Below are 22,941 nucleotides of genomic sequence, written 5' to 3' on the forward strand. Positions count from 1 at the left end.
GGCGCCGTCTTTCCGGGCCCGTCGCGCTGTTGCGCGGCGGGCCCGGTGTTCGTTGTCTGTAGAAAGTGACAGGACGTGGCCCCTTACGTGCCGGGCGGTCGCCCTTTAACCTGATCCCTGCTCGATAGTTACTCGCGAGTTAAACAACAGCCGCAAGAGCCAGCCGCGCCGTAGCGGGCCCCGGAGGATGTCGTGAGCGACACACAGACCCTGATCGAGAACCGTCCGCCGTCTGTCGCGGGCCTCTTCCTGGAGCGCGTGGCGGCCACGCCCGACGCCGAGGCGTACCGCCACCCGGTGCCCGCCGCCTCCGGCGAGGGCCCGGACGACTGGAAGTCGCTGAGCTGGGCGCAGGCCGCCGAGCGGGTGTACGCGATCGCGGCCGGGCTCATCGAGCTGGGGGTGCGGCCCGAGCAGCGCGTCGCGCTCGCCTCGTCCACCCGTATCGAGTGGATCCTGACCGACCTCGGCATCATGTGCGCCGGCGCCGCGACGACCACGATCTACCCGCAGACCAACGCCGAGGAATCGGCGTACATCCTCTCCGACTCCGAGAGCCGGGTGCTGATCGCCGAGGACGCGGCGCAGGTCGCCAAGGCCGTCGAGAAGCGCGCCGAGCTGCCCGAGCTCACCCATGTGGTCGTTCTCGACCCGGCCGGCGTCGACACCGGCGAGGACTGGATCCTCACGCTCGACGAGCTGGAGAAGCGCGGCGCGGCCCGGCTGGAGCAGGAGCCCGGGCTGATCAAGGAGCGGGTCGCCGAGATCACCAAGGACCAGCTCGCCACCCTCATCTACACCTCCGGCACCACCGGCCGCCCCAAGGGCGTGCGCCTGCCGCACGACAACTGGTCGTACATGGCGAAGGCGATCGCCGCGACCGGGCTGATCAGCGGCGAGGACGTGCAGTACCTGTGGCTGCCGCTCGCGCACGTCTTCGGCAAGGTGCTCACCTCCGGCCAGATCGAGGTCGGCCACGTCACCGCCGTCGACGGCCGCGTCGACAAGATCATCGAGAACCTTCCGGTGGTCCGGCCGACGTACATGGCGGCCGTGCCGCGCATCTTCGAGAAGGTCTACAACGGCATCGCCAACAAGGCCCGCGCCGGCGGCCCCGCCAAGTACAAGATCTTCCGCTGGGCGGCCGAGGTCGCCCGCGAGTACGCCAAGGTCACCCAGGACAACTTCCGCCGCACCGGCACCGCGAGCGCCCCCTTCGGACTCTCGGCCAAGCACAAGGCCGCCGACGCGCTGGTGTACGCCAAGATCCGCGAGGCCTTCGGCGGCCGGCTGCGCGCCTGTGTCTCCGGCTCCGTCGCCCTCGCCCCGGAGATCGGCTTCTTCTTCTCCGGCGCCGGCATCCACATCCTGGAGGGCTACGGCCTCACCGAGTCCTCCGCGGCCTCCTTCGTCAACCCCGGCGAGGCCTACCGCACCGGCACGGTCGGCAAGCCGCTGCCCGGCACGGAGGTGCGGATCGCCGAGGACGGCGAGATCCTGCTGCGCGGCCCCGGCATCATGGAGGGCTACCACGGGCTGCCCGAGAAGACCGCCGAGGTGCTGGAGGCCGACGGCTGGTTCCACACCGGTGACATCGGCGAGCTGTCGCCCGACGGCTACCTGCGGATCACCGACCGCAAGAAGGACCTCTTCAAGACGTCCGGCGGCAAGTACATCGCGCCCACCGAGGTCGAGGGCCAGTTCAAGTCCGTGTGCCCGTACGTCTCCAACATCCTCGTGCACGGCGCCGACCGGAACTTCTGCACCGCGCTCATCGCGCTGGACGAGGTGTCCATCCTGGACTGGGCCAAGGAGAACGGGCTGGGGGGCAGGTCCTACGCCGAGGTCGTCGCCGCTCCCGAGACGGTCGCGCTCGTCGAGGGGTATGTCACGGAGCTCAACGGCGGGCTGCAGAAGTGGCAGACGATCAAGAAGTTCCGGCTGCTGCCGCGCGATCTCGACGTGGAGCACGGGGAGATCACGCCGAGTCTGAAGTTGAAGCGGCCGGTGGTGGAGCGGGAGTACAAGCACCTCATCGAGGAGATGTACGCGGGGACCCGGGAGGCGTAGCGGCAGCTGGGGGCGCGGGGGAGGCCGCGGATGCGTGGTGGTGGCTCGCGCCCCCGCGGCGGAGCCGCACATCGGCGCGGCCCCGCGTCCCTTTCAGGCCAACCGCAGCCCCCGTGCTCGAAAGCCGGCCATCTTTCGCCCTTCATCGACCACATCCGTACACACGCGCAGCACCCTTCTTGCCCAACATGGTCCCCTTCGGTCACTCACCGCATTTGGCCGGGATCCGTCTGTCACTCTGAGGGCATCCGAACTGCCCGGGGAGCTGCGCATGGGGGCCATTCCGACCCAGCGGGAGACCGTCTCCCTCGGTACCGGTGCGCCCTCGCACACCACCCCGCACGCACCCCCGGTCGCCCGCGCCACCCTGGCCGGCAGCGCCCATGCCCCGGGCGTCGCGCGCGATCTGGTGCGGGCCGCGTTCTCGGAGTGGGCGGAGCTTCCCGAACACCTCTCCGAGCCCCTTCCCGAACGCCTCGCCGAGGACGTGACACTCGTCGTCAGCGAGCTCGTCACCAACGCCGTCGTGCACGCCGGCACCGACGTGGAGCTGCTGTGCCGGCTGGAGGACGACCCGGAGCACGGACACGCGGTCGTCGTCGAGGTCTGCGACCACCACCCCTCCCGCGCCCCGCGCGACAACCCGCCCGAGACGCCGTACGAGACCCCGGAGTACGGCCGTGGCCTGCGCCTGGTCGCCGCGCTCGCCGACGCATGGGGGGTGACGTACCGCAGGGCCGCGAAGACGGTGTGGGCACGGCTGCTGCCCCTGGCCCCCGAGCCGCACGCCTGCGACGAGACCCGGGGCGCCTCGCCCGTCGCCCCCCTGGCCCCCCTCCTCGAAGCCCTCGCCCCCGAACCGCAGCCCTCCGGCCGGGACGGCGACTGGCTCAACCGGGGCGCCCTGTCCTTCCTCGCCGAGGCCTCCGACCTGCTCGCCGGGCAGCTCGACGAGGATCTCGTCGCCGCGCTCACCAGCCAGCTCGTGGTGCCCCGGCTCGCCGACTGGTGCGCGGTCTGGCTGGAGGACGAGGTCAGCGGACACGGCGGAGGCTGGGGCGAGTGGGCCGGAGGACCCGGGCCGCGGCTGGCCCGGGTCTGGCACGGCGACGAAGGCCGTATCGAGGAGCTGCGCCGGGCCCTGGAGAAGGAACCGCCGCGCCCCGCGGAACCGCCCCGCTCCGGCCCCGAGCCCTTCCTCTGGCCCGCCGCGACGCTCGGCCCGCGCGGCGCGGCCCTCGCCTACCGGCTGATCGCCGGGGGCCGCCCGCTCGGCACCCTCGTCATCGGGCGGCCCGGGCCGAGCGCCTTCCCCGACGAGGTCACCGGGCTCGTCGAGGACCTCGGCCGCCGGGTCGCGCTGGCGATCGGCGCGGCCCGCCAGTACGCCCGCCAGGCCACCATCAGCGCCGTCCTGCAACGCGGCCTGCTGCCCGGCGCGGTCGCCGAGATCCCCGGAGTGCGCAGCGCCCTCGTCCACGAGCCGCGCGAGCAGGGCGGCCCGAGCGGTGACTTCTACGACCTGTTCCCGGCGGGCGACGGCCGCTGGTGCTTCGCCATCGGCGACGTCCAGGGCAAGGGCCCGGAGGCCGCCGTCGTCATCGGCCTCGCCAGGCCCTGGCTGCGGCTGCTGGCCCGCGAGGGCTACGGCGTCGCCGACGTCCTGGACCGGCTCAACCAGTTGCTCCTCGACGACGCCACCGAGGCCGCCGACGCCGCCGCCCGCGCCTTCGTCGGCCCCGCCGGACCCGGCGACGGCCCCCAGACCCGCTTCCTGTCCCTCCTGTACGGCGAACTCGCCCCCTTCGAGGGCGGCGTCCGCTGCACCCTCGCCTCCGCCGGGCACCCGCTGCCGCTGCTGCTCGGTCCCGACGGCTCCGTCGCCACGGCCGCGCGCCCGCAGACCCTCCTCGGGGTCATCGAGGAGGCGACGTACACCAGCGATGTGCTGGAGCTGCGGCACGGCGACAGCCTGCTGTGCGTCACCGACGGGGTGACCGAGCGGCGCTCGGGCGTCCGCCAGTTCGACGACGGCGACGGGCTGGCCACCGCCCTCGCCGGGTGCGTGGGCCTGGACGCCGAGCTGATCGCCGAGCGCATCCACCGGCTCGTGCACGAGTTCGGCGAGCGGCCTCCGGAGGACGATCTGGCGCTGCTGGTGCTGCAGGCGGAGTGACCGTCGTCGTACGGGACGGTCGTACGGAACAATGGAGGGCATGCCTTCCGCACTCCCCGACGGTGAGCCCGTCCCCGACGACGGCGCGCTCCCGGCGCACGCGCTCACCGGCGCCGCCGACCGCCCCCTCGGGTTCTATCTGCACGTCCCCTACTGCGCGACCCGCTGCGGGTACTGCGACTTCAACACCTACACCGCCACCGAGCTGCGCGGCACCGGTGGCGTCCTCGCCTCCCGCGACAACTACGCCGACACCCTGATCGACGAGATCCGGCTGGCGCGGAAGGTGCTGGGCGACGACCCGCGCGAGGTCCGCACGGTCTTCGTCGGCGGCGGCACCCCCACGCTTCTGGCGGCCGGCGATCTCGTACGGATGCTGGGCGCGATCCGTGACGAGTTCGGTCTGGCGGCGGACGCGGAGGTGACGACGGAGGCGAACCCCGAGTCCGTGGACCCGTCCTATCTCGCCACCCTGCGCGCGGGCGGCTTCAACCGGATCTCCTTCGGCATGCAGAGCGCCCGCCAGCACGTCCTGAGGATCCTCGACCGCACCCACACCCCCGGACGGCCCGAGGCATGCGTCGCGGAGGCCCGGGCGGCGGGCTTCGAGCACGTCAACCTCGACCTGATCTACGGCACCCCCGGTGAGTCCGACGACGACTGGCGGGCGTCCCTGGAGGCCGCGCTCGGGGCCGGACCCGACCATGTCTCCGCGTACGCCCTGATCGTCGAGGAGGGCACCCAGCTGGCCCGGCGCATCCGGCGCGGGGAGATCCCGATGACCGACGACGACGTCCACGCGGACCGCTATCTGATCGCCGACGAGGTGATGTCGGCCGCGGGCTACGACTGGTACGAGGTCTCCAACTGGGCCACCTCGCCGTCGGCCCGCTGCCTCCACAACGAGCTCTACTGGCGCGGCGCCGACTGGTGGGGCGCGGGCCCCGGGGCGCACTCCCATGTGGGGGGCGTGCGCTGGTGGAACGTGAAGCATCCGGGCGCCTATGCGACGGCTCTCGCCGCCGGCCGCTCCCCGGGCGCGGGCCGCGAACTCCTCTCGGAGGAGGACCGCCGCGTCGAACGCGTCCTGCTGGAGCTGCGCCTGCGGGAGGGCGTACCACTGGACCTGCTCCGGGAGGAGGGCCTGAAGGCCGCACGCCGGGCCCTGACGGACGGGCTGCTGGCCCAGGGGCCGTACGACGACGGCCGTGCCGTGCTCACCCTGCGGGGGCGGCTGCTGGCGGACGCGGTGGTCAGGGACCTGGTGGACTGATCACCCCGGCGGGTGAATCCCTGTGGAACGCGGGTTCGTTCCCTAACCTGGTTCGTAGGCTGCCGCTGACAGCACGCGGCGGATGTGGAGGCCATGGAGATGACCGCTGTGGATGAGCGTGGGGTGACCAGGTTCTTCGAGGGGTTCGAGCCGCCCGAGGGACTGAAGGTCGAGCTTCTTCGGGGGGTAGTCGTGATGATGGCCAGCCCTGACATCGTGCACAACATGATCGTCGCCGATGTGCAGGACCAGATCCCCCGGCAACGCTGGGATCGCCTCCAGACCCAGGATGTGGACATCCTCGGTGAGGCCAGCGAGCCCATTCCGGACCTCATGGTGCTGGAGCGCGGGGTGGCCCCGGCCTCAGGCAATCTGGTGCCGTCCCAGTTGATCACCTTGGTGGTCGAGGTCGTGTCGAAGTCCAGCGTCCACCAGGACTATGTGGTCAAGCGGTCGATCTACGCGGCGGGAAAGATCCCTGCCTACCTCCTCGTCGACCCGATCATGGCGCAGTGTGTCCTGCTGACGAGGCCCACAGGCCAGGGTGAGGATGCCGACTACCTCAGCCAGGAGATCATCAAGTTCGGCAATTCGGTCCTGTTGCGGGCTCTGGAACTCGAACTCGACACCACCGAGTTCGGAACGTTTCCCAACGTCAGGCCCCACCGCTACCCGTGACGAAGTCGATCAGTTCCTCCACCCTGCCCAGCAGGGCCGGCTCCAGGTCCTTGTAGGAGCCGACGCGGGCCAGGATCGCCTGCCACACCGCCCCGGTGTTGTCGGACGGCCAGCCCAGCGCGCGGCACACGCCCGTCTTCCAGTCCTGGCCGTGGGGGACGCGCGGCCAGGCCGCGATGCCCAGCGAGGACGGTTTCACCGCCTCCCAGATGTCGATGTACGGGTGGCCCACGACCAGGGCGTGTTCGCTCGTCACCGACTGGGCGAGGCGGAACTCCTTCGTACCGGGCACCAAGTGGTCGACCAGGACGCCCAGCCGGGCGTCGGGGCCGGGCCCGAAGTCCGCCACGATCGACGGGAGGTCGTCCACGCCCTCCAGGTACTCCACCACCACGCCCTCGATGCGCAGGTCGTCGCCCCACACCTTCTCGACCAGCTCGGCGTCGTGCCGGCCCTCGACGTAGATGCGGCCGGCGCGGGCGACCCGGGCCCGGGCGCCGGGGACGGCGACCGAGCCGGAGGCGGTGCGGGCGGGGCGTACGGGGGCACCGGAGGGCGGCCGTACGAGGGTCACCACGCGGCCCTCCAGGAGGAAGCCGCGGGGCTCCAGCGGGAAGACGCGGTGCTTGCCGAAGCGGTCCTCCAGGGTCACCGTGCCCGCCTCGCAGCGGATCACCGCCCCGCAGAAGCCGGTGCCGGGCTCCTCCACCACCAGGCCGGGCTCCGCCGGGACCTCGGGGACGGGCTTCGGCTTCTTCCACGGAGGGGTCAGATCCGGCGAGTACTGGCGCATTCGGATGACGATAGGAGAAGCTCCGCCCCCAGTACGCCCGTCTCAGCGCGACACGCCGAAGCGGGCCGCCAGCGCGTCCCGCTGCCGCCGTACGAACGCCGCGTCCACCACCGCCCCGTGCCCCGGCACGTACAGCGCGTCCTCGCCGCCGAGGGCGAGGAGGCGGTCCAGGGCGGCGGGCCAGTGCGAGGGGACGGCGTCGGGGCCTGCCTGGGGCTCGCCGGACTCCTCCACCAGGTCGCCGCAGAACACGACCTCCGGCGAGCCCGGGACCAGGACCGCGAGGTCGTGCGCCGTGTGCGCCGGGCCCACGTTCGCCAGCAGGACCTGGCGGCCGGCCCCCAGATCGAGGGTCCGCTCCCCGGAGACCGGGTGCCGGGGCCGGACCAGGGCGTCCGCGGCATCGGTCGCCGTCGACTCGTCCAGACCGTTGCGCACCGCGTCCGCCCGCAGCTCCTCCGCCGGGACCGTGTCCATGCCCACCGCGCCGTACACCTCCGCGCCCGCGAACGCCGCCGCGCCGAACACATGGTCGAAGTGCGGATGGGTGAGCGCGAGATGGGTCACACGCGTGCCGGTCAGCTCCTCGGCCTGCGTCCGCAGCGTCACCCCCTCCGCCAGACTCGACCCGGCGTCCACCACCAGCACCGCGCCCGCCCCCACGACCAGCCCGGCCGTGCAGTCCCAGCCCGGCAGCCGCACCCGCCCGACCCCGGCCGCGACCGGCTCCCACCCCAGCTCTTCCCAAGTCACCGTCATACCGGGACGCTAACGGTAAGGCGTCCCCGCGCCGGCCGACCTTGCCCCCGGTGTACCCCACAGCCGTACACTGGCCGGGGAACGTCTGGCACTCGGAAGCGAAGAGTGCCAGTGCAGACGCCCAGGGCACTGGGGGACGACCACGGGAGGTGTGCGCGGGTGCTGAGTGAACGCAGGCTGCAGGTGCTGCGCGCCATCGTCCAGGACTACGTCGGCACCGAGGAGCCCGTGGGGTCCAAGGCCCTCACGGAGCGCCACAACCTCGGCGTCTCCCCGGCCACCGTCCGCAACGACATGGCCGCCCTGGAGGACGAGGGATACATCGCCCAGCCGCACACCAGCGCCGGGCGGATCCCCACCGACAAGGGCTACCGGCTGTTCGTGGACAAGCTGGCCGGCGTCAAACCGATGACCGCGCCCGAGCGGCGCGCCATCCAGAGCTTCCTCGACGGCGCCGTCGACCTCGACGACGTGGTGGCCCGGACCGTACGGCTGCTCGCGCAGCTCACCCGGCAGGTCGCCGTCGTGCAGTACCCGTCGCTGACCCGGTCCACCGTGCGGCACGTGGAGTTGCTGTCGCTCGCCCCGGCCCGGCTGATGCTCGTGCTGATCACGGACACCGGACGGGTCGAGCAGCGCATGGTGGACTGCCCGGCACCCTTCGGGGAGGCCTCTCTGGCGGATCTACGCGCGCGGCTCAACAGCCGGGTCGCGGGCCGCCGCTTCACCGACGTGCCGCGTCTGGTGGAGGACCTGCCGGACGCCTTCGAGGCGGACGACCGCGGCACGGTCTCGTCGGTGCTCTCCACCCTGCTGGAGACACTCGTCGAGGAGAACGAGGAACGGCTGATGATCGGCGGAACCGCCAATCTCACCCGTTTCGGACATGACTTCCCTCTCACCATCCGGCCCGTCCTGGAGGCCCTGGAGGAACACGTCGTTCTCCTCAAACTCCTGGGCGAGGCGGGGGATTCGGGCATGACCGTACGCATCGGTCACGAGAACGCCTACGAGGGACTCAACTCCACTTCCGTGGTCTCGGTCGGCTACGGTTCGGGCGGCGAGGCAGTCGCCAAACTCGGCGTGGTCGGACCGACCCGCATGGATTACCCGGGAACGATGGGAGCGGTACGAGCGGTGGCACGGTACGTCGGACAGATCCTGGCGGAGTCGTAAGTGGCCACGGACTACTACGCCGTTCTCGGCGTGCGCCGCGACGCGTCGCAGGATGAGATCAAGAAGGCCTTCCGCCGGCTCGCCCGCGAGCTGCACCCGGACGTCAACCCGGATCCGAAGACCCAGGAGCGGTTCAAGGAGATCAACGCCGCCTACGAGGTGCTCTCCGACCCGCAGAAGAAGCAGGTCTACGACCTCGGCGGCGACCCCCTCTCCCAGGCCGGCGGCGGTGGCGCGGGCGGCTTCGGGGCCGGTGGCTTCGGCAACTTCTCCGACATCATGGACGCGTTCTTCGGTACGGCGTCCCAGCGGGGGCCGAGGTCCAGGACCCGGCGCGGCCAGGACGCGATGATCCGGCTGGAGGTGGACCTCGAGGAGGCCGCCTTCGGCACCACCAAGGACATCCAGGTCGACACCGCGATCGTCTGCTCCACATGCAGCGGCGAGGGCGCCGCCCCCGGCACCAGCGCCCAGACGTGTGACATGTGCCGCGGCCGCGGCGAGGTCTCCCAGGTGACCCGGTCCTTCCTCGGCCAGGTCATGACCTCCCGCCCCTGCCCCCAGTGCCAGGGCTTCGGCACCATCGTCCCGAACCCCTGCCCGGAGTGCGCGGGCGACGGCCGGGTGCGCTCCCGGCGCACGCTCACGGTCAAGATCCCGGCCGGTGTCGACAACGGCACCCGCATCCAGCTCGCGGGCGAGGGCGAGGTCGGCCCCGGCGGCGGCCCCGCCGGCGACCTGTACGTCGAGATCCACGAGCTGCCGCACTCCACCTTCCAGCGGCGCGGCGACGACCTGCACTGCACGGTCACCATCCCGATGACCGCGGCGGCCCTCGGCACCAAGGTGCCGCTGGAGACGCTGGACGGCCTGGAGGAGGTCGACATCCGGCCCGGCACCCAGTCCGGCCAGTCGATCCCGCTGCACGGCCGCGGTGTCACGCATCTGCGGGGCGGCGGCCGGGGCGACCTCATCGTCCACGTCGAGGTCATGACCCCGACCAAGCTCGACCCCGAGCAGGAGCGGCTGCTGCGCGAGCTGGCCAAGCTGCGCGGCGAGGAGCGGCCGCAGGGCCAGTTCCAGCCGGGGCAGCAGGGGCTGTTCTCCCGGCTGAAGGACGCGTTCAACGGCCGCTGAGCGTGGCCGGATCGCCTCCCCGCAGGCCTGAATTCGGACTTGTTCGGAGGACGTGACACCATGCCGTCATGTCCTCCGAGCTGACCGATCTCTTCCCCCACCCGATCGTGCAGGCCCCCATGGCGGGCGGTGTCTCCGTGCCGCAGCTCGCCGCCGCCGTGTCCGAGGCCGGCGGGCTCGGCTTCCTGGCCGGCGGGTACAAGACGGCCGACGGCCTGTACCAGGAGATCAAGCAACTCCGCGGACTGACCGGCCGCCCCTTCGGCGTGAACCTCTTCATGCCCCAGCCCGAGTACCCCGGTGCAGGCACCGGCTCCACTGGAGCGGCCGGCGCCGCGCCCCTCGACGCGGGCGCCGTCCAGGTCTACGCCGAGCAGCTCGCCGGCGAGGTCAGCTGGTACCGGACCGAGCTCGGCGACCCGGACAGCGGGCGCGACGACGGCTACGACGCCAAGATCGCCGCACTCCTCGACGACCCCGTGCCGGTGGTGTCCTTCCACTTCGGTGTCCCCGGCGCCGACACCCTGAAGGCGCTGCGCGGGGCCGGAACGTCCACCCTCGTCACCGTGACCTCCGCCGAGGAGGCGCTGGCCGTGGAGCGGGCCGGGGCCGACGCGGTGATCGTGCAGGGCATGGAGGCCGGCGGCCACCAGGGCACCCACAAGGACAACCCCGAGAACGACGGCTCAGCCCTCGGACTCCTCGCCCTCCTCGCCCAGGTCCGCGAGGCCGTGAGCCTGCCGATCGTCGCCGCCGGCGGCATCATGCGCGGCAGCCAGATCGCCGCCGTCCTCGCCGCCGGCGCGAGCGCCGCCCAGCTCGGCACCGCGTTCCTCGCCACGAACGAGTCCGGCGCGCATGCCGTGCACAAGGCGGCCCTCACCGACCCCCTGTTCGTGCGCACCGAGCTGACCCGCGCCTTCTCCGGCCGCCCGGCCCGGGGCCTGGTCAACCGCTTCCTGCGCGAGCACGGCCCGTACGCCCCCGCCGCCTACCCCGAGGTCCACCACCTCACCGCGCCGCTGCGCAAGGCGGCCGCCAAGGCGGGCGACGCGCAGGGCATGGCGCTCTGGGCGGGCCAGGGCCACCGGATGGCCCGTGAGCTGCCCGCCGCCGAGCTGGTGGAGGTCCTGGTGGCGGAACTGGAGACCGCGCGGGCCGCCGTGGCCGAGGGCGACGCGCGATGACCGCGCCCGTCTTCGTCGTCGACCGACTCGACGCCGTGGGGCGGGAGTTCGTGCTCGACGGCCCCGAGGGACGGCACGCCGTCTCCGTCAAGCGGCTGCGGCCCGGTGAGGACGTCGTCCTCACCGACGGGCGGGGCCGCTGGACCGAGGGCGTCGTGACGGCGGCCGAGGGCAAGGACCGGCTGGTCCTGGACCTGGGAGCCGTGCGGGACGAACCCGAGGCGTCCCCCCGGATCACCGTCGTCCAGGCGCTCCCCAAGGGCGACCGCGGGGAGGTCTCCGTCGAGACCATGACCGAGGTCGGCGTCGACGCGATCGTGCCCTGGCAGGCGTCCCGCTGCATCACGCAGTGGCGCGGCGAGCGGGGCCTGAAGGCGCTCGGCAAGTGGCGGGCCACCGCCCGCGAGGCCGGCAAGCAGTCCCGCCGGGTCCGCTTCCCCGAGGTCGCCGACGCGGCGAGCACCAAGGAGGTCGCCGCGCTGCTCGCGGGCGCCGACTTCGCGGCCGTGCTCCACGAGAGCGGCGAGGACCGGCTCGCCACCGCCGAACTCCCCGCCGGCGGCGAGATCGTGCTCGTCGTCGGTCCCGAGGGAGGCGTCTCCCCCGAGGAGCTGGCCGTCTTCGCGGAGGCGGGCGCCCGCCCCTACGTCCTCGGCCCCACCGTCCTGCGCACCTCCACCGCGGGCACGGCCGCCGCGGCCCTCCTCCTCGGCCGCACCGGCCGCTGGTCCTGACCCCCGCTCACCGGCCCGTCCGAGAGGGCTCCGTTGCGGAGCATGGCCGCATCCGGGCTACCGCGCCGCCCGGGCGAGTGGCAGGCTGCCGTCCATGGGGGCATCGAGGCGGATGTGGCTTCTCGTGGGGGTGCCCGTCGTCCTGGGCGGCGTCGTGGCCTGCGAGCCGGGCGGCGGGGTGAGCAGCATCTCCGTGGCGTACACGACCGATCAGGCCGCCACGGCGGAGATCGGGCGGCGGGACGTGGACGTGCGCTGGCTCACCTGCACCGCCGAGCACGACGACCGGCTGGTCTCCGTCGACTGCCGGGGGGAGACCAAGGACGGGAAGGACATCACCGTCGACGGCAAGATCGCACGGGCGGTCGACGGGAAGTGTGTGCGGGGCGATCTGCGCGCGGACGTCGGCACGAAGGAACTGTTCCGGGTCAGCGGGCTCGGTGACTGCGGCTCCGCGTCGCCCTCGCCGGTCCAAGCCCCTTCCTCGCCGCCAGGACCGTCCGGTTCCGCCCGGCCGACCGTCACCGTGACCGTGACCGTCACCCAGACCGTCGATGGCAAGGGCGGACAGAAGTGATCGAAACCCCTGACCTGCGGTCCCATCCCTGAATACAGTGATCTGGTGACACAGTCCGCGACGCCTGCCGCATACTTCCGACACCCGCACCTGCACGGCGAGTTGGTGGCGTTCGCCGCCGAGGACGACGTGTGGCTCGCACCCCTCGACGGGGGCCGCGCCTGGCGGGTCAGCGCCGACAACGTACCGGTGTCGGCCCCCCGTATCTCACCCGACGGAACCACCGTCGCCTGGACCTCCACCCGCGACGGCGCCCCCGAGGTGCACATCGCGCCCGTCGAGGGCGGCCCGGCCACCCGCCTGACCCACTGGGGGAGTTGGCAGACCCGGGTACGCGGCTGGACCCCCGACGGCCGGGTCCTCGCGCTGAGCACCCACGACCAGGCCACCCTGCGCCGCAGTTGGGCCCGCGCCGTCCCGGTCGACGGCGGACCGGCCACCACCCTGCCGTACGGCCCGGTCGGCGCCGTCGCGTACGGCCCGCACACCGTGCTGCTGTCCGCGCCGATGGGCCGCGAGGCCGCCTACTGGAAGCGCTACCGGGGCGGCACGGCCGGAAAGCTGTGGATCGACCGGGAGGGCAGCGGGGAGTTCGTCCGGCTGCACCAGGAACTCGACGGCAACCTCGAATGCCCGGTCTGGGCGGGGGACCGGATCGCGTTCCTCTCCGACCACGAGGGCACCGGCGCGCTGTACTCCTCCCTCGCCGACGGCTCCGACCTGCGCCGCCACACCGCCGACGACGGCTTCTACGTCCGGCAGGCCACCGGCGACGGCACCCGGATCGTGTACATGTCGGCCGGCGAGCTGTGGCTCCTCGACGACCTGGACACGGCCGAGCCGCGCCGCCTCGACATCCGCCTCGGCGGACAGCGCGTCGACCGCCGCCCCCACCCCGTCTCCGCCGCCCGCTGGCTCGGCGGGGCCGCGCCGGACCACACCGCGCGCGGCAGCGCCGTCGAGGTGCGCGGCGCCGTCCACTGGGTGACCCACCGCTCCGGTCCCGCACGGGCCCTCGCCGCCCAGCCCGGCGTGCGCGCACGGCTGCCGCGCACCTTCCGCACGGAGGGCGAGGAGTGGGTCGTATGGGTGACGGACGCCGAGGGCGAGGACGCCCTGGAGTTCGCCCCCGCCACCGGACCCGTCGCCGGCGCCACCCCGCGCCGGCTCGCGGCCGGACGCCTCGGCCGGGTCCTGGAGCTCGCGATGGCCCCCGACGGCAGCCGGGCCGCCGTAGCCGCGCACGACGGGCGGCTCCTCCTCGTCGAACGCGAGAGCGGCGAGGTCCGCGAGGTCGACCGCAGCACCGACGGAGAAGTCTCCGACCTGGTCTTCTCACCCGACTCCGCCTGGCTCGCCTGGTCGCACCCCGGCCCGCCCCCGCTCGCCCAGCTCAAGCTCGCCAACGTCACCGACCTGTCGGTCACCGAGGCGACCCCACTGCGCTTCCGCGACTACGCGCCCGCCTTCACCCTCGACGGCAAGCACCTCGCGTTCCTGTCCACCCGCGCCTTCGACCCGGTCTACGACGAACACGTCTTCGACCTCTCCTTCCCGGCCGGCGCCCGCCCCCATCTGATCACCCTCGCCGCCACCACCCCCTCCCCGTTCGGCCCCCAGCGCCACGGCCGCCCCTTCGACGCGCCCGACAAGGACGAGACCCCCGACAGCGAGGGCACCCCCGCCACCCGGATCGACCTCGAAGGCCTCGCCGACCGGATAGTGCCGTTCCCCGTCGAGGCCGGCCGCTACTCCGGGCTCGCGGCCGCCAAGGACGGCGTCCTGTGGCTGCGGCACCCCGTGCGCGGTGTTCTCGGCGCCTCCCGGGCCACCCCGGACGACCCCGACCCGCGCACCGAGCTGGAGCGCTACGACCTCGTCCAGCAGCGCATCGAACACCTCGCCGCCGACGCCGACGGCTTCGAGGTCAGTGGCGACGGCAAGCGGCTGCTGCTGCGGGCCGACGGCAAGCTCAAGGTGGTCCCCAGCGACCGGCGCGCCTCCGGCGACGAGGACAGCGACACCAACATCACCGTCGACCTCGGCCGGATCCGGCAGACCGTCGCCCCCGCCGCCGAATGGCGGCAGATGTACGACGAGACCGGCCGCATCATGCGGGACAACTTCTGGCTGGCCGACCTGGGCGGTCTCGACTGGGACGCCGTCCTGGACCGCTACCGCCCGCTGCTCGACCGGGTCGCCACCCACGACGACCTGGTCGACGTGCTGTGGGAGGTCCACGGCGAACTCGGCACCTCCCACGCCTATGTCTCCCCGCGTGGCGGCTACGGCCACGGCCCCCGCCAGGGCCTGCTCGGCGCCGACATCTCCCGCCACGACGACGGCAGTTGGCGCATCGACCGGGTGCTGCCCTCGGAGACCTCCGACCCCGACGCCCGCTCCCCGCTCGCCGCGCCCGGCGTCGCGGTGCGGCCCGGCGACGCGATCCTCGCCGTCGCCGGACACCCGGTGGACCCGGTCACCGGCCCCGCCCCGCTGCTCGTCGGAACGGCGGGCAAGGTCGTCGAACTGACCGTCTCCCCCGCCGGCGGCGGCGAGCCCCGGCACGCGGTCGTGGTCCCCGTCGACGACGAGGAGTCCCTGCGCTACCACGCCTGGGTCGCCGACCGTAGGGCCTACGTCCACGAGGTCTCCGGCGGCCGCCTCGGCTATCTCCACGTCCCCGACATGCAGGCGCCCGGCTGGGCCCAGATCCACCGCGACCTGCGCGTCGAGGTGGCCCGCGAGGGTCTCGTCGTGGACGTCAGGGAGAACCGCGGCGGCCACACCTCCCAGCTGGTCGTGGAGAAGCTCGCCCGCCGGATCGTCGGCTGGGACGTCCCGCGCGACGCCCGCCCGTTCTCCTACCCGCTGGACGCCCCGCGCGGCCCCGTCGTCGCCGTCGCCAACGAGTTCTCCGGCTCCGACGGCGACATCGTCAACGCCGCCATCAAGGCCCTCGGCATCGGCCCGGTCGTCGGCACCCGCACCTGGGGCGGCACGATCGGCATCGACAGCCGCTACCACCTGGTCGACGGCACCCTCGTCACCCAGCCCAAGTACGCCATCTGGCTGGAGGGCTACGGCTGGGCCGTGGAAAACCACGGCGTCGACCCCGACGTAGAGGTGATCTGCACCCCCCAGGACTACGCGGCGGGCAGGGACGTCCAGTTGGACGAAGCGGTGAGACTGGCCCTGCGGGCACTGGAGGAACGTCCAGCCAAAACTCCGCCCGGTCTGCCCACCTAGGGGCGCGGGGAACCGCGCAATCAAGCACAACGCACCCGCACCCGACAACGCTACGATGCCACCCGATCACCGGCTCAACCCGAGGGGACCGCCATGTCAGGGCAACCGCAGGACGACTGCCTGTTCTGCAAGATCGCCGAGGGCCACATCCCGGCGACGATCGTCCGTGAGACGGAGACGACCGTCGCCTTCCGGGACATCAACCCGCAGGCGCCCACCCACGTCCTGGTGATCCCCCGCGCGCACTACGAGAACGCCGCGGAACTGGCCGCCGCCGAACCGACGATCGCCGCGGACGTCCTGCGCGAGGCGAAGGCCGTCGCCGAGGAGGACAAGCTGGAGAGCTACCGCGTCGTCTTCAACACCGGCAGCGGCGCCGGCCAGACCGTCTGGCACGCCCACGCCCACGTCCTCGGGGGCCGCGGCCTCCACTGGCCCCCCGGATAGTCCGCCATGTCCGTACGTGAACTCGTCGTCCTCGGCACCGCCAGCCAGGTCCCCACCCGGCACCGCAACCACAACGGCTACCTGCTGCGCTGGGACGGCGAGGGCATCCTCTTCGACCCCGGCGAGGGCACCCAGCGCCAGATGCTGCGGGCCGGGGTCGCCGCCCACGACCTGAACCGGATCTGCGTCACGCACTTCCACGGCGACCACTCGCTCGGCCTCGCCGGGGTCATCCAGCGCATCAACCTCGACCAGGTCCCGCACGAGGTCACCGTCCACTACCCGCTCTCCGGCGAACGCTTCTTCGACCGCCTCCGGTACGCCACCGCCTACCGCGAGACGGTCCCGCTGACGCAGGTACCGGTGAGCGCGGACGGCGTCCTCGACGCCCGGCCCTCCTACACCCTCGACGCCCGCAGGCTCTCGCACCCCGTCGAGTCCTACGGCTACCGGCTCACCGAACCCGACGGCCGCAGGATGCTCCCCGAACGCCTCGCCGCGCACGGCCTCAAGGGCCCGGACGTCGGCCGGCTCCAGCGGGAGGGCTCCGTCAACGGCGTCTCGCTCGACGACGTCAGCGAGATCCGCCGCGGCCAGCGGTTCGCGTTCGTCATGGACACCCGGCTCTGCGACGGCGTCCACGCGCTCGCGGAGGGCGCCGACATGCTCGTCATCGAGTCGACGTTCCTCGACGAGGACGAGCGGCTCGCCGTCGACCACGGCCATCTGACCGCCGGTCAGGCCGCCCGGGTCGCGGTCGAGGCGGGCGTACGGCATCTCGTGCTCACCCACTTCAGCCAGCGCTACACGGAGGCGGACGAGTTCGAGCGGCAGGCACGGGCGGCGGGCTTCGAGGGCGAGCTGACCGTGGCACAGGACCTGCTGCGGGTGCCGCTACCGAAACGGCGGTGAAACAGCCGTACGATGCTTTGATGCCCCTCCCGAAAGCTGAACTGCACCTGCACATCGAAGGAACCCTGGAGCCGGAGCTGGCGTTCGAGCTGGCCGCCCGCAACGGGGTCACCCTGCCGTACGCCGACACGGAAGAGCTGCGCAAGGCCTACCGGTTCGAGGACCTGCAGTCCTTCCTGAACCTGTACTACGAGCTGATGGCCGTCCTGCGCACCGAGCGGGACTTCGAGGACCTCGCGAACGCCTACCTCGCGAGGGCCGCCGCCCAGGGGGTGCGGCACGCCGAGATCTTCTTCGACCCGCAGGCCCATCTCGCCCGGGGCGTCGGCATGGGCACGGTGGTGGAGGGGCTGTGGCGGGCGCTCGGCGGCAGTGAGACGAACCACGGGGTGTCGACCCGGCTCATCCTCTGTTTCCTGCGCGACGAGTCCGCCGAGTCGGCCCTCGCGACCCTGGACGCGGCGAAGCCGTACCTCGACCGGATCACCGGCATCGGTCTGGACTCCGCCGAGGTGGGGCACCCGCCGGTGAAGTTCCGCGCGGTGTACGAGGCCGCCGCCGCGCTGGGGCTCAGGCGCGTGGCGCACGCGGGGGAGGAGGGGCCGCCCGAGTACATCACCGAGGCCCTGGACGTCCTCGGCGTCGAGCGCGTGGACCACGGGCTGCGCTGCATGGAGGACCCGGCGCTCGTCGAGCGGCTGGTGCGCGAGCGGATCCCGCTGACGCTGTGTCCGCTGTCCAACGTCCGGCTGCGCACCGTCGACACCCTCGCCGACCACCCGCTGCCCGCGATGCTCGACGCCGGGCTCGTGTGCACGGTCAACTCCGACGACCCGGCCTACTTCGGCGGATACGCGGGCGACAACTTCGACGCCGTACGGCGGACCCTCGGCCTGACCGAGGAGCGGCTGCGCGAGCTGGCCCGCAACTCCTTCACCGCCTCCTTCCTGGAGGACGACGAGGAGCGGCGGGCCCGGTATCTCGCCGAAGTGGAGAACTACCGGTTCCAGTCGCTCCGGTGATGCGGTACACCGTGTCCACGGCCGGCACGGCCGGCACGGCCGCCGCCCTCGCCCGGAGCGAACCGTTCAGTTCCCGGACCCCGGTGCGGCGCCCGCCTGCCGGGGTCCGGCCGTGTCGTAGGCGTCCGGCGCGGGGGCGGCCGGGGTGTCCACCTCGATCTCGACGACCGGCCGGGCGGGCGCCCCGCCCCGCCGCCGTACGGCCCCCGGAAGCACCTGGCGCCCACTCGCGTGCAGCGCCACCCCGGTCATCGGCACGGCGACGACGAGCAGCGCCGCCCCCAGCACCAGACCCATCGCCGGGAACCCGGCCTGCTCCGACAGCACGCTCCCGGTGAGCGGACCGGCCGCCGTGCCCAGCGAGCCCGCCGAGCCGACGAGCACCGCCCAGCGCCCGCGCGGATCCAGCGAGGCGGCCAGCCCGATCACGTACGACAGGACGACGGGGTAGAGCACGTTCCAGACGATCTGGCCGGTCGCGAAGCCCATCGGCGTGGTGGCCGAGGCGTTGCCCGCCACACAGCCCGCGATGACGACGGTCCCGACGCCGATCGGCACCGCCCGGCCGAGCCGCGCCCCGAGCGCCCCGGCGGCCAGCACCCCCATCAGCCCGGCGCCCAGCGCCACCGCGAACACCGCGCCGACGGCCGCCTCGCCGAGGTGCGCCTGCGTCAGCCCGATCCGTCCGCTCACTCCCCAGAGGGAGTTCTGCACGAGGGACCAGAAGGGCATGGCGGCGGCCAGCGCCAGCCCGGCCCGCAGATGGGGCAGGGGGGCGCGTTCCTCGGGCAGCGCGGGGTCGGCGGGTGCCGTACGGCCGGGCAGACGCCCCGTCAGCGGCCCTACGGCGAGGGCGGTCAGCGCGATGGCGGCGAGCGGCTGACCGTGGCCCGCGCCGAGGTGCGGCACCGTCAGATAGACGGCCCCCGCGAGCGCGGACACCCCGAGCAGGCCCAGCGTGGAGGCGCGGTGCGGGTCGGGTTCGGCGGCGATCCGGGTCGCGGCGACCGCCGTGGCCGTACCGGAGCCGAAGCCGCCGAGGACCGCGCCCGCGACCACGGCCGGCACCGAACCGGCCAGGGCCGCCCCGCCGTAGCCCAGCACCGCCAGCAGCAGCCCGGCCCGGGCCATGGTCCGCGCGCCGATCCGTTCCACCCGGGAGGCCAGCAGGAACCCGGCCGAGGACGAGCTCAGCAGCAGCGCGCTGCCGACGGCGCCCGCCTCGGTGGCGGTCAGCGGCAGTCCGCCGTCCAGCCGGCCGACCACGGTCGGCAGCAGATAGGGGGCGAGATACCCGGCCGTGAAAAGGGCGACGAGGGGCCAGGGCGTGGGGGTACGGCGGGCGAACACGGGCGTTCCTGCAAGGCGAGAAGAGGCGGCTCGGGGCAATTCATACCAAGCGGGTGCCGCCCGAAGAAATTGAGGATGCATGATCTGAGTCACACCCTGTTTACCAGGGGGGACATCGGGTAGAAGGGCGCCTTTTCGGCGCTCCCTAACGCCAATTCACGGCCCCGCCGGCCCCCGGTGCCGTCGCCTCGATCTTGGCGCGTATCTCCCGCATCACGGCCACGATCCGCTCCTCGTGCCCGGCCGTGAGGCGCACCAGCGGCACCGAGCAGCTGATCGCGTCCTGCGCCGGATGCTCGTACCGCAGCGCGAACCCGAAGCCGACGATCCCGGGCACGCCCTCCTCGCGGTCCACGGAGTAACCGCGCGCCCGCACCTCGGCCAGGTCCGCCCGCAGCGACTCCCGGTCGGTGTGGGACTTCGGGGTGAGCGCCTCGTAGGGGCCCTCGGGCAGCTCGTCGTCGGGGCGTTCGGCGAGCAGGGCCTTGCCGAGCGCGCCGACGTGGGCGGGCAGGCGACGGCCGACGCGGCTGATCGTGCGCAGGTACTCGTGCGACTCGCGGGTGGCGAGGTAGGCCACGTCCCGTCCGTCCAGCCGGCCCAGATGGATGGTCTCGCCCAGCGCCTCGGACGCCTCGTCGAGATACGGGCGCACCAGGCGGACGCGCGGATCGGAGTCGAGGTAACCGGTGCCGGTCAGCAGGGCGTGGATGCCGATGCCGTAGAGGGAGCCGGTGACATCGGTGCGCACCCAGCCCCGGCCTATCAGGGTCTGCAGCAGCGCGTACATCGAGCTGCGCGGCACCTCCAGGGCGTCCGCCAGCTCCTGCAGCCGCGCCGGGCGGTCCCCGCGCGCGGCGAGCAGTTCCAGCAGCTCGACCGTCCGAGCGGCCGACTTCACCTCGCGGACACCGCCTGTCTCCGACATGTCCCGATCGTAAGCGGGCGCGATCGGAGCACGGACGGGCGCAGGGCGGTCGTATTGACGGCCGACGTTCGCGTATCTAACCTCCATCTTCATACATGGATAACGTCTACATGGGGAGATGAAGAAGGTGGGCATCGACACCGACACGGTCCGGAGACTGAGGCAGGGCATGGCGGCCGGCGTGCTGTCCTTCCCGCTGACGAGCTTCCACGGGGACGGCTCGCTCGACCCCGACGGCTTCCGCGCCCATGTCGCGAGCCGGCTCGCCGCCGGTCCCGGCGCCCTCTTCCCCGCCTGCGGCACCGGCGAGTTCTTCTCCCTCGACGAGGACGAGTACCGCACGGTCGTGCGGATCGCGGTCGAGGAGGCCGCCGGACGGGTCCCGGTCGTCGCCGGGACCGGCTACGGCTGGGCCCAGGCCGCCCGTTTCGCCCGCATCGCCGAGGAGGCGGGCGCCGACGCCCTGCTCGTCCTGCCGCACTACCTCGTGGCCGCCCCGCAGGACGGCCTGGTCGCCCAGCTCGAACAGCTCGCCGCCCACACCCGCCTCCCGCTCATCGCCTACCAGCGCGGACAGGTCGACTACGGCGTCGACGCCTTCCGGCGGATCACCCGGATCCCCGGGGTCATCGGCCTCAAGGACGGCCGCAGCGACCTCGACCGCCTCCAGCGCCTCACCCTCGCCGCCCCCGAGGGCTTCCTCTTCTTCAACGGCGCCGCCACCGCCGAGATCCAGGCCCGCGCCTACGCCACCGTCGGCGTCCCCGCCTACTCCTCCGCCGTGCACGCCTTCGCGCCCGAGATCGCCGGCGCCTTCTTCACCGCCCTGCGGGACGGCGACACGAGCACCGTCGACAAGCTGCTGCGCGCGTTCTACGTCCCCCTCGTCGAACTCCGCGACCGGGCACCGGGCTACGCCGTGTCCCTCGTCAAGGCCGCCGCCCGGCTGCGCGGCGCCCCCGTCGGCCCCGTGCGCGCCCCGCTCACCGACCCCACGCCCGCCGATCTCGCCGGCCTCACGACCCTCCTCGCCACCGGCCTCGACCTCGTGGGAGCCGCCCTGTGAACCTCGCCATCGCGGACGTACGCCTGACGCCGATCCTGGTCGCCGACCCGCCGCTGCTCAACACCCAGGGCGTGCACCAGCCGTACACCCCCCGGCTGATCGTCGAGGTGGAGACCGCCGACGGCGTCACCGGAGTCGGCGAGACCTACGGCGACACCAAGTACCTGGAGCTGGCCCGCCCGTTCGCGGCGAGGCTGATCGGCCGTCAGGTGAGCGACCTGAACGGACTGTTCACGATCGCCGACCAGGTCGCGGTGGACTCCTCCCGGGTCTCCGGACAGGTCGACGTGGGCGGGCTGCGCGGCGTCCAGACCGCCGACAAGCTGCGGCTGTCCGTCGTCTCCGGCTTCGAGGTCGCCTGCCTCGACGCCCTCGGCAAGTCCCTCGGCCTGCCCGTGCACGCCCTGCTCGGCGGCAAGGTGCGCGACACCGTCGAATACAGCGCCTACCTCTTCTACAAGTGGGCCCGCCACCCCGAGGGCGTGCCCAGCGAGCAGGACGACTGGGGCGCGGCCCTCGACCCCGCCGGAGTCGTCGAGCAGGCCCGGCGCTTCACCGAGCGCCACGGCTTCACCTCCTTCAAGCTCAAGGGCGGGGTCTTCCCGCCCGACGAGGAGATCGCCGCCGTACGCGCCCTGGCCGCCGCCTTTCCCGGACACCCGCTGCGGCTCGACCCCAACGGGGCGTGGAGCGTGGAGACCTCACTGAAGGTGGCGAAGGAACTGGGGGACGTCCTGGAATACCTGGAGGACCCCGCACTCGGCACGCCGGCCATGGCCGAGGTCGCGGCGGCGACCGGGGTGCCGCTCGCCACCAACATGTGCGTGACGACCTTCGCCGAGATCCAGGAGGCGTTCACGCGGGGGGCTGTGCAGGTCGTCCTCTCCGACCACCACTACTGGGGCGGGCTGCGCAACACACAGCAACTCGCCGCGATCTGCCGGACGTTCGGCGTCGGGGTGTCCATGCACTCCAACACCCACCTCGGTATCTCGCTGGCCGCCATGACCCAGGTCGCCTCCACCGTGCCGGACCTGCACCACGCCTGCGACTCCCACTACCCCTGGCAGTCGGAGGACGTGCTGACCGAGCGCCTCACCTTCGACGCCGGCAAGGTCGCCGTCTCCGACACGCCCGGCCTGGGGGTCGAGCTCGACCGGGAGAAGGTCGCGTTCCTGCACCGGCGCTGGCTGGACGACGACGGGGCGCTGCGCGAGCGGGACGACGCGGCGGCGATGCGGGTGGCCGACCCCGACTGGGTCACGCCCTCGGTGCCGCGCTGGTAGACATCGCGACCCCGACTGGGTCTTGCCCTCGGTGCCGCGCTGGTAGACACCGGCACCCCGCTGGTGGTCACGCGGCTCGCCGAGGGGTCGCGGTCGCCGGCGACGGGCGGCGGGGCGCTCG

The 22,941-nt window shown here is 72.9% G+C and carries 19 protein-coding genes; 15 read left to right on the top strand and 4 right to left on the bottom strand.

The genetic code is table 11. The features are described 5' to 3' along the window. Positions 1-192: 192 nt before the first annotated feature. From OG852_RS32660 to OG852_RS32675, 4 genes are all read left to right on the top strand, one after another. The gene (locus OG852_RS32660) at positions 193-2,070 is read left to right on the top strand and encodes an AMP-dependent synthetase/ligase (protein ID WP_133911713.1); all 1,878 of its coding nucleotides are present in this window, start codon (positions 193-195) and stop codon (positions 2,068-2,070) included. A gap of 271 nt (positions 2,071-2,341) precedes the next feature. Continuing rightward, positions 2,342-4,246 (top strand): SpoIIE family protein phosphatase, encoded by a 1,905-nt coding sequence (locus OG852_RS32665; RefSeq protein WP_208117115.1) that lies wholly within the window; start codon positions 2,342-2,344, stop codon positions 4,244-4,246. A gap of 40 nt (positions 4,247-4,286) precedes the next feature. Beyond that, complete coding sequence (hemW, locus tag OG852_RS32670) at positions 4,287-5,519, top strand: radical SAM family heme chaperone HemW (RefSeq protein WP_133911714.1); 1,233 nt, start codon at positions 4,287-4,289, stop codon at positions 5,517-5,519. A gap of 99 nt (positions 5,520-5,618) precedes the next feature. Further along, positions 5,619-6,197 (top strand): Uma2 family endonuclease, encoded by a 579-nt coding sequence (locus tag OG852_RS32675; RefSeq protein ID WP_133911715.1) that lies wholly within the window; start codon positions 5,619-5,621, stop codon positions 6,195-6,197. Here the strand turns inward: OG852_RS32675 and OG852_RS32680 are convergent. Together OG852_RS32680 and OG852_RS32685 are read right to left on the bottom strand one after the other, a co-directional pair. Further along, positions 6,175-6,990, bottom strand: coding sequence for a DUF3097 domain-containing protein (locus tag OG852_RS32680; protein ID WP_330349832.1), 816 nt, complete (start codon positions 6,988-6,990; stop codon positions 6,175-6,177). The two genes, OG852_RS32675 and OG852_RS32680, sit on opposite strands and share 23 nt — an antisense overlap. A gap of 42 nt (positions 6,991-7,032) precedes the next feature. After that, positions 7,033-7,749, bottom strand: coding sequence for an MBL fold metallo-hydrolase (locus OG852_RS32685; protein ID WP_133911717.1), 717 nt, complete (start codon positions 7,747-7,749; stop codon positions 7,033-7,035). A gap of 159 nt (positions 7,750-7,908) precedes the next feature. On the opposite strand from OG852_RS32685, the gene hrcA reads away from it, so the two are divergent. From hrcA to OG852_RS32730, 9 genes are all read left to right on the top strand, one after another. Next, the gene (hrcA, locus tag OG852_RS32690) at positions 7,909-8,925 is read left to right on the top strand and encodes a heat-inducible transcriptional repressor HrcA (protein WP_133911718.1); all 1,017 of its coding nucleotides are present in this window, start codon (positions 7,909-7,911) and stop codon (positions 8,923-8,925) included. Further along, complete coding sequence (dnaJ, locus tag OG852_RS32695; RefSeq protein ID WP_133911719.1) at positions 8,926-10,062, top strand: molecular chaperone DnaJ; 1,137 nt, start codon at positions 8,926-8,928, stop codon at positions 10,060-10,062. Between the two features lie 68 nt (positions 10,063-10,130). After that, positions 10,131-11,249 carry a nitronate monooxygenase gene (locus OG852_RS32700; protein ID WP_133911720.1) on the top strand — a complete coding sequence of 373 codons (1,119 nt, stop codon included), beginning with the start codon at positions 10,131-10,133 and terminating at the stop codon, positions 11,247-11,249. Beyond that, on the top strand, positions 11,246-11,983 hold the full coding sequence (locus OG852_RS32705; protein WP_330349833.1) for a 16S rRNA (uracil(1498)-N(3))-methyltransferase: 738 nt from the start codon (positions 11,246-11,248) through the stop codon (positions 11,981-11,983). The genes OG852_RS32700 and OG852_RS32705 overlap by 4 nt, the downstream gene beginning before the upstream one ends. Positions 11,984-12,077: 94 nt before the next feature. Beyond that, positions 12,078-12,560 carry a hypothetical protein gene (locus tag OG852_RS32710; protein WP_208117116.1) on the top strand — a complete coding sequence of 161 codons (483 nt, stop codon included), beginning with the start codon at positions 12,078-12,080 and terminating at the stop codon, positions 12,558-12,560. Positions 12,561-12,605: 45 nt separating this feature from the next. Next, positions 12,606-15,809, top strand: a complete 3,204-nt coding sequence (locus OG852_RS32715; protein WP_330349834.1) for a S41 family peptidase — start codon at positions 12,606-12,608, stop codon at positions 15,807-15,809. A 93-nt stretch (positions 15,810-15,902) separates the two neighbouring features. Continuing rightward, entirely contained in the window at positions 15,903-16,256 is a 354-nt protein-coding gene (locus tag OG852_RS32720) for a histidine triad nucleotide-binding protein (RefSeq protein WP_133911723.1), read from the top strand. Positions 16,257-16,262: 6 nt separating this feature from the next. Then, on the top strand, positions 16,263-17,168 hold the full coding sequence (locus OG852_RS32725) for a ribonuclease Z (RefSeq protein WP_133911724.1): 906 nt from the start codon (positions 16,263-16,265) through the stop codon (positions 17,166-17,168). A 20-nt stretch (positions 17,169-17,188) separates the two neighbouring features. Continuing rightward, positions 17,189-18,190, top strand: a complete 1,002-nt coding sequence (locus OG852_RS32730; protein WP_166663486.1) for an adenosine deaminase — start codon at positions 17,189-17,191, stop codon at positions 18,188-18,190. Between the two features lie 66 nt (positions 18,191-18,256). On the opposite strand, the gene OG852_RS32735 is transcribed toward OG852_RS32730, so the two are convergent. Both OG852_RS32735 and OG852_RS32740 read right to left on the bottom strand, forming a co-directional pair. Continuing rightward, positions 18,257-19,540 carry an MFS transporter gene (locus tag OG852_RS32735; protein ID WP_330349835.1) on the bottom strand — a complete coding sequence of 428 codons (1,284 nt, stop codon included), beginning with the start codon at positions 19,538-19,540 and terminating at the stop codon, positions 18,257-18,259. A 145-nt stretch (positions 19,541-19,685) separates the two neighbouring features. Then, on the bottom strand, positions 19,686-20,468 hold the full coding sequence (locus tag OG852_RS32740; protein WP_330349836.1) for an IclR family transcriptional regulator: 783 nt from the start codon (positions 20,466-20,468) through the stop codon (positions 19,686-19,688). A 118-nt stretch (positions 20,469-20,586) separates the two neighbouring features. Between OG852_RS32740 and OG852_RS32745 the strand changes: the two genes are divergently transcribed. Continuing rightward, entirely contained in the window at positions 20,587-21,534 is a 948-nt protein-coding gene (locus tag OG852_RS32745; RefSeq protein WP_330349837.1) for a 5-dehydro-4-deoxyglucarate dehydratase, read from the top strand. Next, positions 21,531-22,820 (top strand): glucarate dehydratase family protein, encoded by a 1,290-nt coding sequence (locus OG852_RS32750; RefSeq protein ID WP_133911728.1) that lies wholly within the window; start codon positions 21,531-21,533, stop codon positions 22,818-22,820. Before OG852_RS32745 ends, OG852_RS32750 begins: the two co-directional genes overlap by 4 nt. Positions 22,821-22,941: the final 121 nt, after the last annotated feature.

It is taken from the genome of Streptomyces sp. NBC_00582, assembly GCF_036345155.1.
In the GTDB taxonomy this organism is placed as follows: Bacteria; Actinomycetota; Actinomycetes; order Streptomycetales; family Streptomycetaceae; genus Streptomyces.